This is a genomic window from Mycobacterium botniense, assembly GCF_010723305.1.
Taxonomy (GTDB): Bacteria; Actinomycetota; Actinomycetes; order Mycobacteriales; family Mycobacteriaceae; genus Mycobacterium; species Mycobacterium botniense.
Genome location: NZ_BLKW01000004.1, coordinates 277,917 through 292,711, shown reverse-complemented (window position 1 = coordinate 292,711; position 14,795 = coordinate 277,917). Strand labels below are relative to the sequence as shown.

The following is a 14,795-nucleotide window of genomic DNA, read 5'->3' as shown; positions in this document are numbered from 1 at the left end:
GGTGTACTACCTTCTGGTACTGACCGTCGGCATCGAACGCTTCGCCGAACTCATCGTTTCGCGACGCAACACACAATGGGCTTTCGCCCACGGCGGCAAAGAGTTCGGCCACAAACACTATCCGGTAATGGTGGCTCTCCACACCGGCCTGCTACTCGGCTGCGTCGTCGAGGTATGGGCACTGCACCGGCCCTTTTTGCCTTGGCTGGGTTGGCCGATGCTGGCCGTGGTGGCGCTGAGCCACGCGCTGCGCTGGTGGTGTGTAAGAACACTGGGACTCCGGTGGAACACACGGGTAATCGTGATACCCCAAGCACCGTTGGTGCGATGTGGTCCATATCGGTGGCTGCACCACCCTAACTACGTCGCCGTGGTGGCCGAAGGGCTAGCGTTGCCGCTGGTGCACACCGCGTGGCTGACGGCAAGCACTTTCACCGTGGCAAACGCGGCGCTGCTGCGTGTGCGGATCCATGTGGAAAACGTCGCGCTGGGCTATCGATGACAACCTACGACACCGACGTTCTGATCGCGGGTGGTGGACCCGCCGGCCTGGCTACCGCATTACATGCTCGCCGGCAAGGGCTTTCGGTGATCATCGCCGAGCCGCGGCAAGACCCGGTCGATAAGGCCTGCGGTGAAGGCCTGATGCCCGGCGGCTTGGCGGAACTGCTGTCGCTCGGCGTGGACCCCGCCGGTATGCCGTTTCGCGGGATCGCCTACGTCAGCGATCATTATCGAGCTGAAGCGTGTTTTCGCGACGGACCGGGCCGCGGCGTACGGCGCACGACGTTACACGCGGCGTTGGCGGCACAGGCCAAACAACAAGACACCCAATGGATCCGAACTCCGGTAAAAGATGTCCGACAGGATGCGCATGGCGTGACAGCCGCGGGTGTGCGCGCTAAATGGCTGGTGGCCGCCGACGGGCTGCATTCGGCGACTCGCCGTGCCGTCGGAATCGGCACTGCGGTCGGCGCACCCCGACGATACGGTGTGCGCCGCCATTACCGAGTGCCGGTGTGGTCGGATCTCGTCGAGGTGCACTGGTCGCGTTGGGGCGAGGCATACGTGACTCCGGTGGAACCCGATCTGGTAGGGGTGGCAATCCTGTCTCGTCGTCGGCCCGATCTAGGCTGGTTCCCGCGGCTGGCGCACCAACTACGCTCCGGTCGCTGCGGGCCAGCGCGTGGTTGCGGCCCGCTGCGGCAAGTAGTTTCGCGTCGAGTCGCCGGGCGGGTATTGCTGGTGGGCGACGCCGCCGGATACGAAGATGCCCTCACCGGCGAGGGTATCAGCCTCGCGATCAGGCAAGCCGCCGCGGCGGTGACGGCCATCATCGACGGCGCGCCATCGTCGTATGAGAAAGCGTGGCGCCGTATCACCCGCGACTATCGGTTGCTGACCCGCGGACTGGTGCTCGCGACCGCGCCGCGCGCCACCCGGTGCGCCATCGTGCCCGCCTGCGCACTGCTGCCCGGCGTGTTCGGGTGTGCGGTCAACAGGCTGGCGCACTGAAAAGTTTCAGCGTGCGACGAGCGGGCCGTCATGGTGGTGATCGCTGCCCTGCTGAGGGGGCGGCAGGAAGAGGGTGAACGTGGTGGGAGCGCGGCTGCTCAGACGCAGCCGCCCACCTTCGGCGTCGGCGAGGTCACGTGCCAGCGCCAGACCAAGTCCGTGACCGCGGGCGGATCGGCGGTCCAGGAGACCGGTTTTGTCGCTGCAGGTTCCCTCGTCGGACACGTCGATCGCTGTTGTCGCGCTCGCCTCACGCGCGTGCACGGTGACGGTGCCCGTACCGTGCTGCAGGGCGTTATCGACGAGGACCGCGAGGATCTGGCGCACGGCCGCGGTCGAAGCTGCGGTTGACGGCAGGGAGGTATCAGCCCCGACCTGCAATGACCTCCCGGCGTCGGCCAAGCGGGGCCCCCAGGTGTCGCGAATCTCCGCGAGCAGCTCGTGCAACGGCAGCGGTTCGGTGCCGCGGCTGGCGCCGCGGGCAAGCGCGGTCAGCTCGTCGATGGTACGGCTGAGGCGTTCGGTGGTCGCGACGGCATCAACGATGGCTTGCCGGTAGTCGGGGTGCGGTGAGTCGAGAGCCGCTTCCAGCCCGAGGCGCAACCCGGTTAAGGGGGTGCGCAGTTGGTGGGAGGCGTTGGCGGTGATGGCTCGTTCACGCTCCACCAAATCACCGAGCCGTTCGGCGGTCTGGTTGAGTGCAGTGCCGGCGGCGTCGATTTCGGGAATGCCGCTGGGCTGGGCGCGGATGCTGAAGTCGCCGTCGCCGAGGGTGCGGGCCGCAGCCGAGAGGTTTTCCAGCGGCCGGGCCAACCGCCGGGCCTGCCACCGAGCCAGTTGCCAGGTCAGGGTGAGAACCAGGGTTTCCAGGGCGAGCATCAGCGCCCAGATCGTCACAATCCGCGCGTAGACCTGGGCCGTGGAGGTCGCGGCCCGGACAGCATAGGCGGCACGGGGACCGTCGGCGAGCGGCACGACGGCGACGATCTCGCCGCCACGGTTAGAGCGGTGCACGCTGTTGTCGGCCAAGGCCCGGGTGACGATGGAATCGGCCGTCGGTGGCCCGGACCCGACCAGAAGCCGGCCGTCGGCGCTGTACAGCGCGACACTGGTGCCGCGTTCGGGGGTGGGCAGATGTCCGGTGAACCGGCCGTGGAACAAGTCAGCGGCGGCTTCTACGCCGGCTGTGTGGGCAGCACGTTCCATCGCATTGGCTTCGTGAACTCGGTAATAGTGGGCCGCGAGCACCGCCAACGGGATACCGAATAGGCTGGTCGCCAGGGTCGCGGCCAGCATAGCGACGGCGACGATGCGTTTACGCATGCGCCTGGCCCGCACTATTCATGGGCACTATCCGGGGCAATCGAGCCGATAGCCGTAGCCGCGCAGCGTGGTGATCTGCGGCGCGGCAGCGGGATCCAGCCCATGCTGCGCGGCCGCGGCGGCAAGCTTTTTGCGGAGTATCCCGATGTGCACATCGAGGGTTTTGGTCGATCCGTACCAATTTTCATCCCAGACCTCCGCGATCAAAGTCTCACGGGACAGCGCGGTACCCGCATCCGCGGCCAATCGGGCCAGCAAATCGAATTCCCTGGGCCGCAGGTCGATGTGGTGTCTACCGAAAGTGCTGGTCCGGGCGTTAGGGTCCACCACCAGCTCCCCGACAACATACGCCTCTGCTGATGCGGCGGACATGGGTCCCCGACGCAGGTGCGCCCGGATGCGGGCCAGCAGTTCGGCATAGCGGAACGGTTTGGTGAGGTAGTCGTCGGCGCCGGCATCCAGACCGACTACAACGTCGATCTCGGCATCACGAGCAGTGAGAATCACCAGCACACACCGGGATTGGGTGGCGCGTAACTGCCGGCACACCTCGACCCCATCGAGGTCGGGCAGCCCAAGGTCGAGCAGTACCAAGTCGAATTCCCGGAGCAGCGCCTCGCGCAGCGCAGCACGCCCGGAGCGGCACCACATCACCTCGTGACCGTGAGTGCGCAGGCCGTCGGCGAGGAGGCGGCCGATGGTCTCGTCATCCTCGACCACCAGCAGCTGCGCCACGGGCACGATCCTATCGAGCACAGCGGCTAGCAGCCCCGATCCGGCCGGGCGCGGGTGCGGGGCCCGTGCGAAATCTCGAGGGTGGCTGACAGCCGCCGCAGCTGATCATGTCTTACCCCTGATCACCCTGCGGCACGGAAGGTAAACACTGCCATTACTTCGCGATAGCAGCCCCCTGACCAGCGATTTCCTAGCCTTCGAAGGACAAGTGCCGGTTTTCGGCGCTGTCCAGGACATGGTCGGTTCCGGTTTCGGGCGCCAGTGCGGCAGCGTCGGCGGCTACCAAGCCGCCATATGGCGCCGGCTAAGGCAAACAGAGCACGCAGAGGTACACGCAGAGGTAACAGTGATGGATTTCGGAATGCTACCGCCGGAGATCAACTCCGCTCGCATGTATACCGGCCCCGGCGCAGGGCCATTGTTGGCCGCCGCGGCGGCGTGGGACGGACTGGCCGACAGCTTGTATTCCACAGCGACCTCCTACAGCGCCGTCATTTCCGGGTTGACCAGCGACCAATGGCAAGGGCCGGCGGCGGCGGCGATGGCCGCCGCCGCCGCGCCCTACGTGACCTGGATGACGACCACTGCCGCGCACGCCCAGCAGGCCGCTACCCAGGCCAGGCAAGCCGTCAGCGCCTACGAGACAGCCTTCGTGGCAACGGTTCCTCCGCCGGTGATCGCGGCCAACCGCAGCCTGTTGGCATCGCTGGTCGCGACCAATGTGCTGGGGCAAAATGCACCGGCCATCGCGGCCACCGAGGCGCACTACGCCGAAATGTGGGCGCAAGACGCCAGCGCGATGTACGACTACGCCGCCTCTTCGGCGCTCGCGGTCTCGCCCTTGACACCGTTCGTCGCGCCCCAGCACCACACCAACGGCGTGGGGCTGGCCGGCCAAGCCGCCGCCGTCGCGCACGCCGCCGGCACCTCCGCCGGTACGTCACGGGCCGCGCTCTCAGGATTGATGACGGCCATACCCGCCGCGCTGCAGGAACTCGCAGCACCCGCAGCATCGACATCATCAACGGCAGAGCTGACCGGGATCCTCTCGACGCTGGGTTTGGGGTCGTCAACGTCCCCGGCGTCGGCGCTGTCCTGGTTCGACTCGGCGAAATCGGTTCTCTACCCGATGTCGATTATGTCGATGATGCCGATGAGGGGGATGTCGATGGCGAACATGGGGAGGTCTCTGATATCGACCGCCGCCGGCGGCGGCAAGGGGCTGCCGGCGTTGGGGTCCGCTGCGTTGGGTGGGCCCGGTCTCCCCGCCGGCGCCATGGGCTCAGCGGGCCCGGCGGGGTTGGGCGCGCAGGGATCAGCGAACCCGGCAGGTGTGGCTGGCGTGCCGGTATTGGCAGGTCTGCGCCGGGCGACGTCGATCGGGACGCTCTCGGTTCCGCATACCTGGACGGGGGCGGCCGCGACCGGAACGATCCGCCCGCTCGCTCCACCACTTCCGGTCAGCCACGTTCGCGCCATCCCGAATGCCACAACCACCGCGATGCCGGGGCTTCCGGCGGCCAGTGGCGGCGGCCACGGTGTGGGCGGCGCGCTTCCGCGCTACGGAGTCCGGCCTGTGGTGATGGGCCGCAAACCGGTTGGCAGGTAACGGTAGGTCAGGTAACGCAAACGACGGTGCACGCAATCCCCGCAGTTCGGCCCGCCGGGATCTGGCCTCACCGCGCCTTCCACACCGGCTGTCGTTTCTCGGCAAATGCCCGCGGGCCTTCCTTGGCGTCCTCGGACCTGAGCAGCGTGGCGAATTCCCTTGTCGTGCGAGCCCATCCCGGCTCTTCATCGGGAATAACCCCGTCGTCGGCACCGTAGGCGATCCGTTTGCTGGCCTGCACCGACAGCGGCGCATTCACGGTGATGCGCTCAGCTAGCCTCAGCGCGGCATCTAACACCGTGCCGTCGGGGACGACCTGGTTGATCAAACCCCATCGGGCGGCGTCGGCGGCGCTCATCGGCTCGCCGGTGAGCAACATTTCCAGCGCCACCTTGCGGGGTAGCTGGTGCACGATGCGGAACACCCCGCCGGCGCCCGCGATCAGCCCACGTTTGACCTCGGGCAGCCCGAACTGGGCCCGCTCCTCGGCCACCACCAGGTCGCTGGCCAGCGCCAGCTCGGTGCCGCCGCCCAATGCGGTCCCGTTGACCGCGGCGATGGTGGGCTTGTCGATGAAGTGGTGCACGTATCCGGCGAAGCCCCACTCCCCGTGGTCGGGGTGGTAGAGGTTTTCACGGCGGGCGATCGCTTTCAGATCCGCTCCGGCGCAGAAGGCTTTCTCGCCGGCGCCGGTGATCACCACCGCGCGCACCTCGGCGTCGTGCTGGGCTTCTTCGAGCGCGTCGCCCACGGCAATGCTCACAGCGCTGTTGACCGCATTGCGGGCTTCCGGCCGGTTGATCGTGATGACCATGACATTGCCGCGGCGCTCGATGAGCGCCGCGGGTTGGGCGACCGCTTCGGTCACAGCAGCTCCACAATCGTGGCGTTGGCCTGGCCCCCGCCCTCGCACATGGTCTGCAAGCCGTAGCGGATTCCCTTGTCGCGCATGTGGTAGAGCAATGTCGTCATGATGCGGGCCCCCGATCCGCCGAGCGGGTGGCCCAGTGCGATCGCCCCGCCGTTGGGGTTGAGTTTCTTTTCGTCGGCGCCGATGTCGGCCAGCCAGGCCAGCGGCACCGGGGCGAACGCCTCGTTGACCTCGAACACGCCGATGTCTTCGAGCTTCAAACCGGATTTCTGGAGCACCTTCTGGGTCGCCGGGATCGGAGCGGTCAACATGATCACCGGGTCAGCCCCGGCCAGTGTCGCGGTGTGCACCTTGGCGAGCGGTTTGAGACCCAACGACTTGGCTTTCTCCGCTGACATGAACAGCAGTGCCGCCGCACCGTCGGAGATCTGGCTGGAATTGCCGGCGTGGATCACTCCGTCTTCTTTGAACGCCGGCTTCAGCTCGGCCATTTTCTCGATTGTGGTGCCGCGGCGGATGCCTTCGTCCTTGAGCACGACGTTGCCGTCCTGATCCTTGATCGCGACGATCTGATCGTCGAAAGCACCGGAATCTTGTGCTGCGGCAGCTTTTTCGTGTGAACCGAGAGAGAACTCGTCCAGTGTGGTGCGGTCGAAGCCCCAGCGTTCGGCGATCATCTCGGCACCGATGCCCTGGTTGGGGATCACCCGGTGGTACCGCTGCAGGAAAGCGTCCGGGTAAGGCCTGCCGCCGTTAGCCAGCGAGGAACCCATCGGTACCCGCGACATCGACTCGACCCCGCCCGCGACAACCACGTCGTAGTGGCCGGCCACCACCCCAGCGGCGGCGAAGTGCACCGACTGCTGGCTGGACCCGCATTGGCGGTCGACGGTCACACCCGGGACGGTCTCAGGCCAGCCCGCCGAGAGCAATGCGGTGCGGGCGATGTCGAGGGCCTGTTCACCGGCTTGCATGACACAGCCCCAGATCACGTCGTCGACGATTTCCGGGTCGACACCGGCCTTTTCGACTAGTCCGTTGAGCACTTGCGCGGACAAATCCGCAGGATGCACCCCCGAGAGCGCGCCGTTGCGCTTGCCGATCGGGGACCGCACCGCCTCGACGATTACGGCTTCGGCCATGGAACTATCTCCTTCGACGGTGACCTTCCAACCAAGGTCATGAATCGATTCTCGACCAGCGCGCGTGGCGGTTCGCCATTGGGGTCATCGACTCCGCTGCGCCGGCCGGCCCGAGAGGCTGCCCGCTCGCCGTCGACACCGCCGCACGCGCCGGCCGGTGGGTCGCGATTGCCATGTCGACCGGCCGGGTAATCTCAGAGACGCAGCTGGTCTGCCGGCCGCGCCGCCGGGCACTGCCGGCATCGAGCAAGACGTGATGTCTTGTGAGAGGGAACCCGGTGCGAATCCGGGACTGTCCCGCAGCGGTAAACAGGAACGACCGCCGTCATCTGCACTGGTCAGCGACTGGGAAGCGACGGCTATTAGGAGCACCACCGGGTGCGTGCCTGTGAGTCCGAAGACCTGCCAGCTGTGCCGGGCGCACCGCGTCCGGCGGCTCATCGCCTCGAGGAATGGGCGTCTGGCCGTCCCGGGTGGGATCGCGCGTCGAGGCGCGCACCGCGACCGGATCGGCTGTGCGTCCGCCGGCGATGACCACTCATCGCAGATGAAGGACGAACTGATGACTGCTCAACCTTTCACCGCTACCGTCACCGGCTCCCCGCGCATCGGCCCGCGCCGCGAACTCAAACGCGCCATCGAGGGTTTCTGGGCGGGGCGAACCAGCCGCTCGGAGCTGGAATCCGTTGCTGCCGCCCTGCGCCGCGACACCTGGTCGGATCTAGCCGGCGCCGGGCTGGATTCCGTGCCGGTGAACACGTTTTCCTACTACGACCAGATGCTCGACACCGCGGTCCTGCTGGGGGCGCTGCCGGCGCGGGTGGCGCATCTTTCCGATGAGCTGGACCGCTACTTCGCGGCGGCGCGGGGCACCGATGAGGTCGCGCCGCTGGAGATGACCAAGTGGTTCGATACCAACTACCACTACCTGGTTCCGGAGATCGGCCCGGGCACCCAATTCACGCTGCACCCGGGCAAGGTGCTCGCTGAGCTGAAAGAAGCGCTAGCGCAGGGAATTCCCGCACGCCCGGTGCTCATCGGCCCGCTCACGTTCCTGCTGCTGAGCAAGCCGGTGGACGGTGCGGGTGCGCCGATCGAGCGGTTGGACGAGGTGGTGCCGCTCTACTCCGAGCTGCTGTCGCTGCTCGCCGGGGCCGGCGCCGCCTGGGTGCAGCTCGACGAACCGGTGCTGGTGACCGATATGCATGCCGGCGCGGCCGCGCTGGCCGAGCGCGTCTATACCACGCTGGGGTCGCTGACCGACCGGCCCGGTATCCATGTGGCCACCTATTTCGGCGACCCGGGCGCTGCGCTGCCCGCGCTGGCGCGCACACCCGTTGAGGCCATCGGCGTTGACCTGGTCGCCGGGGGCGGCGCCCCCGTGGCCGCGATCCCGGAGCTGGCCGGCAAGCTTGTGGTGGCCGGCATCGTCGACGGGCGCAATGTGTGGCGTACCGACGTGGAGGCGGCGCTGAGCCGCCTGGCCACGTTGCTGGGCTCGGTGGGCAACCTCGCGGTCTCGACGTCATGCTCCACCCTGCATGTGCCGTACTCGCTGGCTTTGGAAACCAGTGGCGCGCTGGACGACAACTTGCGCAGCTGGTTGGCGTTCGGCGCTGAAAAAGTGCGTGAAGTCGTGGTGCTGGCGCGTGCGCTGCGCGAGGGACGCGACGCGGTGGCCGACGAGATCGCGGCCTCCAATGCTGCGGTGGCGTCGCGCCGCTCGGATCCCCGCCTGCACAACGAGCAGATCCGCGCCCGCATCGACACGCTCATGGCCTCGGGCACCAAACGCGGCAACGCCGCTGAGCGTCGTGAGAGCCAAAACGCCCGGTTGCACTTGCCGCCCCTGCCGACCACCACGATCGGCTCGTTCCCGCAGACCCCGGCGATCCGCAAAGCCCGCGCGGCGCTGCGGAACGGCGAGATCGACCGGGAGGAATATGAGCGGCGGATGAAGACTGAGATCGCCGAAGTCATCGCGCTCCAGGAACGGCTTGGCCTGGATGTGCTGGTTCACGGCGAACCCGAACGCAACGATATGGTCCAATACTTCGCCGAGCAGCTCGACGGTTTCTTCGCCACCGACAACGGCTGGGTGCAGTCCTACGGCACCCGCTGTGTCCGCCCGCCGATCCTCTACGGCGACGTGTCGCGGCCGCACCCGATGACGGTCGAGTGGATCACCTACGCGCAGTCGCTGACCGGCAAGCCGGTCAAGGGCATGCTGACCGGGCCGGTGACGATCCTGGCGTGGTCGTTCGTGCGCGACGACCAGCCGCTGGCCGATACCGCGTATCAGATCGCCCTGGCGATTCGCGATGAGACGGTGGATCTGGAGCGGGCGGGTATCGCCATCATCCAGGTCGATGAGCCTGCGCTGCGGGAGCTGCTGCCGCTGCGCCGGGCCGAGCAGGACGCGTACCTGCAGTGGGCGGTGGGCGCCTTCCGGCTGGCGACCTCGGGGGTCTCCGACTCCACCCAGATCCAGACACACCTGTGCTATTCGGAGTTCGGTGAGGTCATCGGCGCTATCGCGGAGCTGGACGCCGATGTCACGCTGATCGAAGCGGCCCGCTCGCATATGGAAGTGCTCGACGACCTCAACCAGGCTGGCTTTTCCAACAGCGTGGGGCCCGGGGTCTACGATATTCATTCGCCGCGGGTGCCAAGCACCGATGAGATCGCGAACTCGCTGCGTGCCGCGCTGAGAGCAGTGCCGGCCGAACGGTTGTGGGTTAACCCCGACTGCGGGTTGAAGACCCGAACCGTCGACGAGGTGACGGCGTCGCTGCGCAATATGGTCGCCGCGGCCGCACAGGTGCGGGCCGACATCTGATCGCACGGTTCGCCCAGCGTGCACTGGCGGCGGAAAAATCGTCGAACCTCGCCACAGTTGCACGCTCGGCGCGCGATGGGGTGGACCTGCCCTAATCGCTGCCGCCCGCATCGACAGCAGAAGTGGACAGCACGTGCACCGGTAGGTCGTCCTCCCACGGCTGGCGGGTCACCATATCGGCCACCCGCACATAGCCCCGCTCGAATTCGCCGGTGGCGGCGTCGACTAACCGGTACTCCTGGGTTTGACGGTGAATCGGCTGGGCATCCAGCAGCACAACCCGCACTTCCCCGGGTTCGAAATGGCAGCGCTCCTGCATCGCGGCGATCAGCTGCTCGTTATGCATGTGGCCGTCGCCGAAGTTCCAACCGATCGCGGTGCTGCAGATCCGTTCGCCGTCGGTGATGACATAGTCGTCCTCGTTCTCCCCGGCCATGGCGCGATGGGCCAACGTGAACAGGGCCCGGCCGTGGGTGTTCATAGCGCGAAAGGCATACCCGAGATACATCGGAATCTGGGCTCGCTCCTTGCCGTAGTACCGCTCTAGCTGGGCGGCCGGCATACTGGCGATGGCGACGAGGCCGCGGTTGATCTTCTCGTCGGCGGAAGGTTTCACACACCACAGGGTGGTGTCCCAGTTGCCGGCGTAATAGCGCATCCCCGGCAGGAACGAGATCTTGCGCGGGAACAGATTACCCGCGATCACGATCCCGGTGATCACAACGAACAAAACGGCCAGCGGAACAGGCTGTTTCAGGTTGCTGAGCCCGAGATTGGCGTACGCGACGAACAACGCCCCGATGCCGTAGATCATGAACACGTTCCACTCCAACGGCACCCCCATCGGGATCGCGGTCAGGATCGCCAGATGAAAGCACACCATTACCGCCGCCGCTACCGCGGTCAGCCAGCCGCCGCGGGAGAAGAACAACACCACCGGCACACACATCTCCACGGTGGTGCCGCCGTGGGCGACGATCCGCGACAAAATACCGGGCCGCAGGTCGTCGGGGAACTTCTCGAAGAACGCCCGCTTCAGCGACTTCGCCCGAATGAGCGGATTGTTGGACATCATCGTGGAGATCACGAACGGGAAATGGTGGTTGAGTTTTGAGGTGGCCGCGCCCATCCAGATGACGACGAACACCACTTTGGCGGCGACGATCATGTCGACAGGGCTCCAGGCCGTGAACAAGAAGGTGACCGCCAGCGTGGCGTACACCTCGCCGCGCGCGGCCAAAAAGATGACTTTGTCGCGCAGGCCGAGCACGGCGAGCAGGCCGAGGATCACCCAGATCTGCCAGACCGGCAGTACGCCGATAGCGGTGCCGAGCTCGGGTATCGGCCCGGTGCCGTCCGAAAACAGGGCAACCAGAATCATTATCAGCAGCGCCGCGTAGAGCGCGACATCGGCACCAGTACGTGCACTCCCCCGGGTGAACGGAACTTTGCCGGGCCACGGCGGAAGCCGGATGGTGTTAGGCCGCAACCAGTACAGGATCGAGCCCATCGGCGGGAAGAACCGGTTGTTCAGCGGCCCGAAGCCACACCCCAGTCCGACGACTTCAAACAGCATCGTGTAGAGCACGACCTTTTCGAACACGATCGGCTCCCACCACCACGAGGCCACCTCAGTGAATCCGCCGATACCCGGGGTCGCCAGCGCGAACAGCCAGCCACCGAGGATGTAGAGGCCGATCTTGATGACGTAGAACAGATGCAGCGCGACCGGCGTGCCGAACCCCACCTCGGCCCAGTGCCGTGCCATCGGGCGGATCTTCTCGCTGCGGGTGCCTTTGCTCCATTCGGCCATGTCGATCTGCGGCAGTTGAGGCCTGAGAAATCCCATGACCACAAAGATTAGAACGTGTTCTAGACGCGGGGCTATGGGTTTCCGCGTAAGAAGGGGTTAGCGGGTTCGGTGGCCCGCCCCGTACAGTGTCAGACGCTCACAAGCGACAGGAATCGACGATGGAATTGGTGCAGGAAACGCCATTTCGGTTCCGGATCAACCCGTCCGGCGCCATGAGGGTGCCCGGGGTGATTTTCGCTTCGCCGTCGCTGCTGCCCGACACTCATCTGCAGCCGCTGCTGCAGCAGGTGGCGAACGTGGCGACTCTGCCGGGCATCGTGGAGGCGTCGTACGCGATGCCGGACATCCACCTCGGCTACGGCTTCCCGATCGGGGGCGTGGCGGCTACCGCTGTGCGCGAAGGCGGGGTGATCTCCCCCGGCGGAGTGGGATTCGATATTTCCTGCGGGGTGCGGTTGCTCGCGTCCGATCTGCAGCGAAACGACTTCGCCAAAGTCGCCAGCCTGGTAATGGACGGCTTGAGTCGGCGTATTCCGCGCGGTGCGGGCCCGGGAGGGGTGTGGTCCGACCTGAGCGACCGGGACTTGGACGAGGTGCTGCGGGGTGGTTCCCGCTACGTGGTCGAGCATCGGGTCGGGTCCCAGCGTGACCTGGACCGCTGCGAGGACGGCGGCGGGTTCGAGCACGCCGACCCAGCCGCGGTCAGCGAGCAGGCGCGCGCCCGGGGACGGCATCAACTCGGCAGCCTGGGTTCTGGTAACCACTTTCTGGAGGTGCAGGCGGTAGCCGAGGTGTTCGACGAAGCGGCCGCCCACGCTTTCGGGCTGCACGCCGGACAGGTGTGTGTGATGATCCACTGCGGCTCGCGGGGACTCGGCCACCAGATCTGCACCGACCAGGTGCGGACCATGGACCGCAGTATGTCACGTCACGGCGTGCACGTGCCGGATCGTCAGCTGGCTTGCGCGCCAGTAGATTCCACAGAGGGCCGCGCCTACTTGGCGGCAATGCACGCGGCGGCGAATTTCGCGCGCGCCAACCGCCAGCTTCTCGGCTCAGCCGCCAGCGACGTGTTCCGCTCGGCCACGGGCGAAGGATTGAAGCTGGTCTACGACATTTCCCACAATCTGGCCAAGATCGAGCGCCACGAGGTTCATGGCCGGAGCCTCGAGCTTTGTGTGCACCGCAAGGGCGCCACCCGGGCGCTGCCCCCCGAACACCCCGACCTACCGACGGATTTGAAAGACGTCGGGCAACCGGTGCTGATACCCGGCTCGATGGGGACCTCCTCCTACGTGTTGGCCGGGGTGCGTGGCGGTGGCGCGTTTCATTCCACCTGTCATGGCGCCGGTCGGCGGCTCAGCCGGCACCAGGCTGCCCGCTCGGTGAGCCCGAAGGCGCTGCGAGACCAACTCGAACGGCGACAGGGCATCCTGGTGCGGGGCGCTTCATCACGCGGACTGGCTGAGGAAGCACCCTCTGCCTACAAAGATGTTTCCGAGGTCGTCACGGTCGCTGAACAAGCCGGACTCTGTCGTACTGTGGCCCGGTTGGTGCCCCTGGGTGTGGTGAAAGGCTGACCGTGCCGAACAGCGGGCACCGGGCTGTGCCCCATCCAGCGGACGTGACGATCGAGGCATGGGGGCCTACCTGCGAGGCTTGTCTGGGCGAGGCGATCAGCGCGCTGGTGGACAGTTTCGCCGATCTTTCCCGAGCACAGCCGGTGGACACCGTGGTCGTGGATCTGCCCGCCGGCGACGCGGCTGACCGTCTGGTGACCGCGCTCGACCACGTGATCTACCTTCTCGACACCCAGGGACTGATTCCCCTGGCCACCAGCGTCGACATCGGCCCGGCCACGCTGCGGTTAACCATGTCGGTGGCCCGGATCGACAGCGTCGAGCTGATCGGAGCAGCGCCCAAGGCGGTGTCCTTGTCCGGGCTTGAATGCACGCAGCTCGGCGGGCAGTGGCGCTGCCGCGTGACGATCGACGTGTAAAACGCCGAGACGACTTCGCGGTACGAGCAGCCCGGGGCGACATCGTGTGCCTGCTCCCGGTGCGGCCACCGGCCGCGTCGGACACACGCCGGTACTGGTCGCGTCCGGCGTCAAGCGGACCGCTGACCAGCGATCACCGGCGGTTTAGGCCGCCGGTGATTCGTTCGTGTTACCCGGCCGGCAGCGTGCACAACAGCCGCTTTCGTGCCGACCCGGTTTCCCGAAATGGTCTGCTGGCTACCACGGCGTAGTCGGCTAGCCGGCCTGTTTCACCGGCGGCCGGTAGAAGATCAGCAACTGGCCGACGGCGCCGGCAAGGCCCAGCAACACGGCCAGCAGCAAACCGGCCCAGCCGTCCAGCCAGTTATGCCCAAAGATCAGCTGATCGAGGCTGAGTTTCCCGGCCCCCAAAGTAGCTACGGCGACGGCGCACGCGGCCAGCACAAGGTTGTACTCCCAGCCTTCTTTGACGATGAAAAAGCCGTTGGGCCGGTGCACAGTCCAGGCGGCCACCAGCATCAGGGCGACAAATCCCGCCGCCGGGATTGGCGTCAGCAGCCCGGCGGCCAGCCCTAGCCCGGCGGTCGTCTCGGCGGTGGCAGCGACTACGGCGTGAAACGTTCCAGGCTTCATGCCGATGCTTTCAAACCAGCGCGCGGTCCCCGGTATCCGGCCGCCGCCGAAGAACTTGTTCAGACCATGGGCAGCCAACGTGAGGCCCAGCACCAGCCGCAGGATCAGTAACGCGACATCAGTAGTCATAGTTTCAAAGGTAGTTCAGGTGGCAACAATGTCGCCGGACGGGTTGGTTTACCGGTGTGATGTGTGGGCGCCGTGTTCATCGGCCTCGCTGCGGCAAGCCGGGTTGAGCGTCGCCCTTTGCGCCGCAGCGGCACAGCAAACCGGGCGAAGCGGCTACCGCAGGACCGAACCGGCGACCGGCGAGTCG

The 14,795-nt window shown here is 66.6% G+C and carries 12 protein-coding genes and 1 riboswitch; of the genes, 6 read left to right on the top strand and 6 right to left on the bottom strand.

Annotated features, from left to right (window positions below; translation table 11 throughout):
- The first annotated feature begins 1 nt into the window (after position 1).
- Positions 2-502: an isoprenylcysteine carboxyl methyltransferase family protein gene (locus G6N08_RS11525; protein WP_163760496.1), complete on the top strand. Its 501-nt coding sequence runs from the start codon at positions 2-4 to the stop codon at positions 500-502.
- Complete coding sequence (locus G6N08_RS11520) at positions 499-1,515, top strand: NAD(P)/FAD-dependent oxidoreductase (protein WP_163757406.1); 1,017 nt, start codon at positions 499-501, stop codon at positions 1,513-1,515. Before G6N08_RS11525 ends, G6N08_RS11520 begins: the two co-directional genes overlap by 4 nt.
- A 6-nt stretch (positions 1,516-1,521) precedes the next feature.
- On the opposite strand, the gene G6N08_RS11515 is transcribed toward G6N08_RS11520, so the two are convergent.
- Both G6N08_RS11515 and G6N08_RS11510 read right to left on the bottom strand, forming a co-directional pair.
- Positions 1,522-2,838 carry a sensor histidine kinase gene (locus G6N08_RS11515; RefSeq protein ID WP_163757403.1) on the bottom strand — a complete coding sequence of 439 codons (1,317 nt, stop codon included), beginning with the start codon at positions 2,836-2,838 and terminating at the stop codon, positions 1,522-1,524.
- 27 nt (positions 2,839-2,865) lie between these two features.
- Entirely contained in the window at positions 2,866-3,573 is a 708-nt protein-coding gene (locus G6N08_RS11510) for a response regulator transcription factor (protein WP_163757401.1), read from the bottom strand.
- 349 nt (positions 3,574-3,922) lie between these two features.
- Between G6N08_RS11510 and G6N08_RS11505 the strand changes: the two genes are divergently transcribed.
- Entirely contained in the window at positions 3,923-5,182 is a 1,260-nt protein-coding gene (locus G6N08_RS11505) for a PPE family protein (RefSeq protein ID WP_163757400.1), read from the top strand.
- A 67-nt stretch (positions 5,183-5,249) separates the two neighbouring features.
- Here the strand turns inward: G6N08_RS11505 and G6N08_RS11500 are convergent, their stop codons facing one another.
- Positions 5,250-6,050, bottom strand: a complete 801-nt coding sequence (locus tag G6N08_RS11500) for a crotonase/enoyl-CoA hydratase family protein (RefSeq protein ID WP_163757398.1) — start codon at positions 6,048-6,050, stop codon at positions 5,250-5,252.
- A complete protein-coding gene (locus tag G6N08_RS11495; protein ID WP_163757396.1) occupies positions 6,047-7,195 on the bottom strand; it encodes a thiolase family protein in 1,149 nt (382 codons plus the stop codon). Before G6N08_RS11495 ends, G6N08_RS11500 begins: the two co-directional genes overlap by 4 nt.
- A 190-nt stretch (positions 7,196-7,385) precedes the next feature.
- Positions 7,386-7,619: riboswitch (cobalamin riboswitch) on the top strand.
- A 138-nt stretch (positions 7,620-7,757) separates the two neighbouring features.
- On the opposite strand from G6N08_RS11495, the gene metE reads away from it, so the two are divergent.
- Positions 7,758-10,034, top strand: coding sequence for a 5-methyltetrahydropteroyltriglutamate--homocysteine S-methyltransferase (metE, locus tag G6N08_RS11490; protein ID WP_163757394.1), 2,277 nt, complete (start codon positions 7,758-7,760; stop codon positions 10,032-10,034).
- 91 nt (positions 10,035-10,125) lie between these two features.
- On the opposite strand, the gene G6N08_RS11485 is transcribed toward metE, so the two are convergent.
- Positions 10,126-11,883, bottom strand: coding sequence for a DUF3556 domain-containing protein (locus tag G6N08_RS11485; protein WP_163757392.1), 1,758 nt, complete (start codon positions 11,881-11,883; stop codon positions 10,126-10,128).
- A 122-nt stretch (positions 11,884-12,005) separates the two neighbouring features.
- Between G6N08_RS11485 and G6N08_RS11480 the strand changes: the two genes are divergently transcribed.
- Positions 12,006-13,427, top strand: a complete 1,422-nt coding sequence (locus G6N08_RS11480; RefSeq protein WP_163757390.1) for an RtcB family protein — start codon at positions 12,006-12,008, stop codon at positions 13,425-13,427.
- 2 nt (positions 13,428-13,429) lie between these two features.
- Entirely contained in the window at positions 13,430-13,846 is a 417-nt protein-coding gene (locus tag G6N08_RS11475) for an archease (RefSeq protein ID WP_308494709.1), read from the top strand.
- Between the two features lie 255 nt (positions 13,847-14,101).
- Here the strand turns inward: G6N08_RS11475 and G6N08_RS11470 are convergent, their stop codons facing one another.
- On the bottom strand, positions 14,102-14,608 hold the full coding sequence (locus tag G6N08_RS11470) for a DoxX family protein (protein WP_163757387.1): 507 nt from the start codon (positions 14,606-14,608) through the stop codon (positions 14,102-14,104).
- Between the last annotated feature and the right edge of the window lie 187 nt (positions 14,609-14,795).

What these genes read in the sequence shown, in the direction of transcription:
- G6N08_RS11480 (WP_163757390.1), top strand. Translation starts at nt 12,006, where the DNA reads ATGGAATTGGTGCAGGAAACGCCATTTCGGTTCCGGATCAACCCGTCC.
- metE (WP_163757394.1), top strand. Translation starts at nt 7,758, where the DNA reads ATGACTGCTCAACCTTTCACCGCTACCGTCACCGGCTCCCCGCGCATC.
- G6N08_RS11495 (WP_163757396.1), bottom strand. Translation starts at nt 7,195, where the DNA reads ATGGCCGAAGCCGTAATCGTCGAGGCGGTGCGGTCCCCGATCGGCAAG.
- G6N08_RS11505 (WP_163757400.1), top strand. Translation starts at nt 3,923, where the DNA reads ATGGATTTCGGAATGCTACCGCCGGAGATCAACTCCGCTCGCATGTAT.
- G6N08_RS11470 (WP_163757387.1), bottom strand. Translation starts at nt 14,608, where the DNA reads ATGACTACTGATGTCGCGTTACTGATCCTGCGGCTGGTGCTGGGCCTC.
- G6N08_RS11520 (WP_163757406.1), top strand. Translation starts at nt 499, where the DNA reads ATGACAACCTACGACACCGACGTTCTGATCGCGGGTGGTGGACCCGCC.
- G6N08_RS11515 (WP_163757403.1), bottom strand. Translation starts at nt 2,838, where the DNA reads ATGCGTAAACGCATCGTCGCCGTCGCTATGCTGGCCGCGACCCTGGCG.
- G6N08_RS11485 (WP_163757392.1), bottom strand. Translation starts at nt 11,883, where the DNA reads ATGGGATTTCTCAGGCCTCAACTGCCGCAGATCGACATGGCCGAATGG.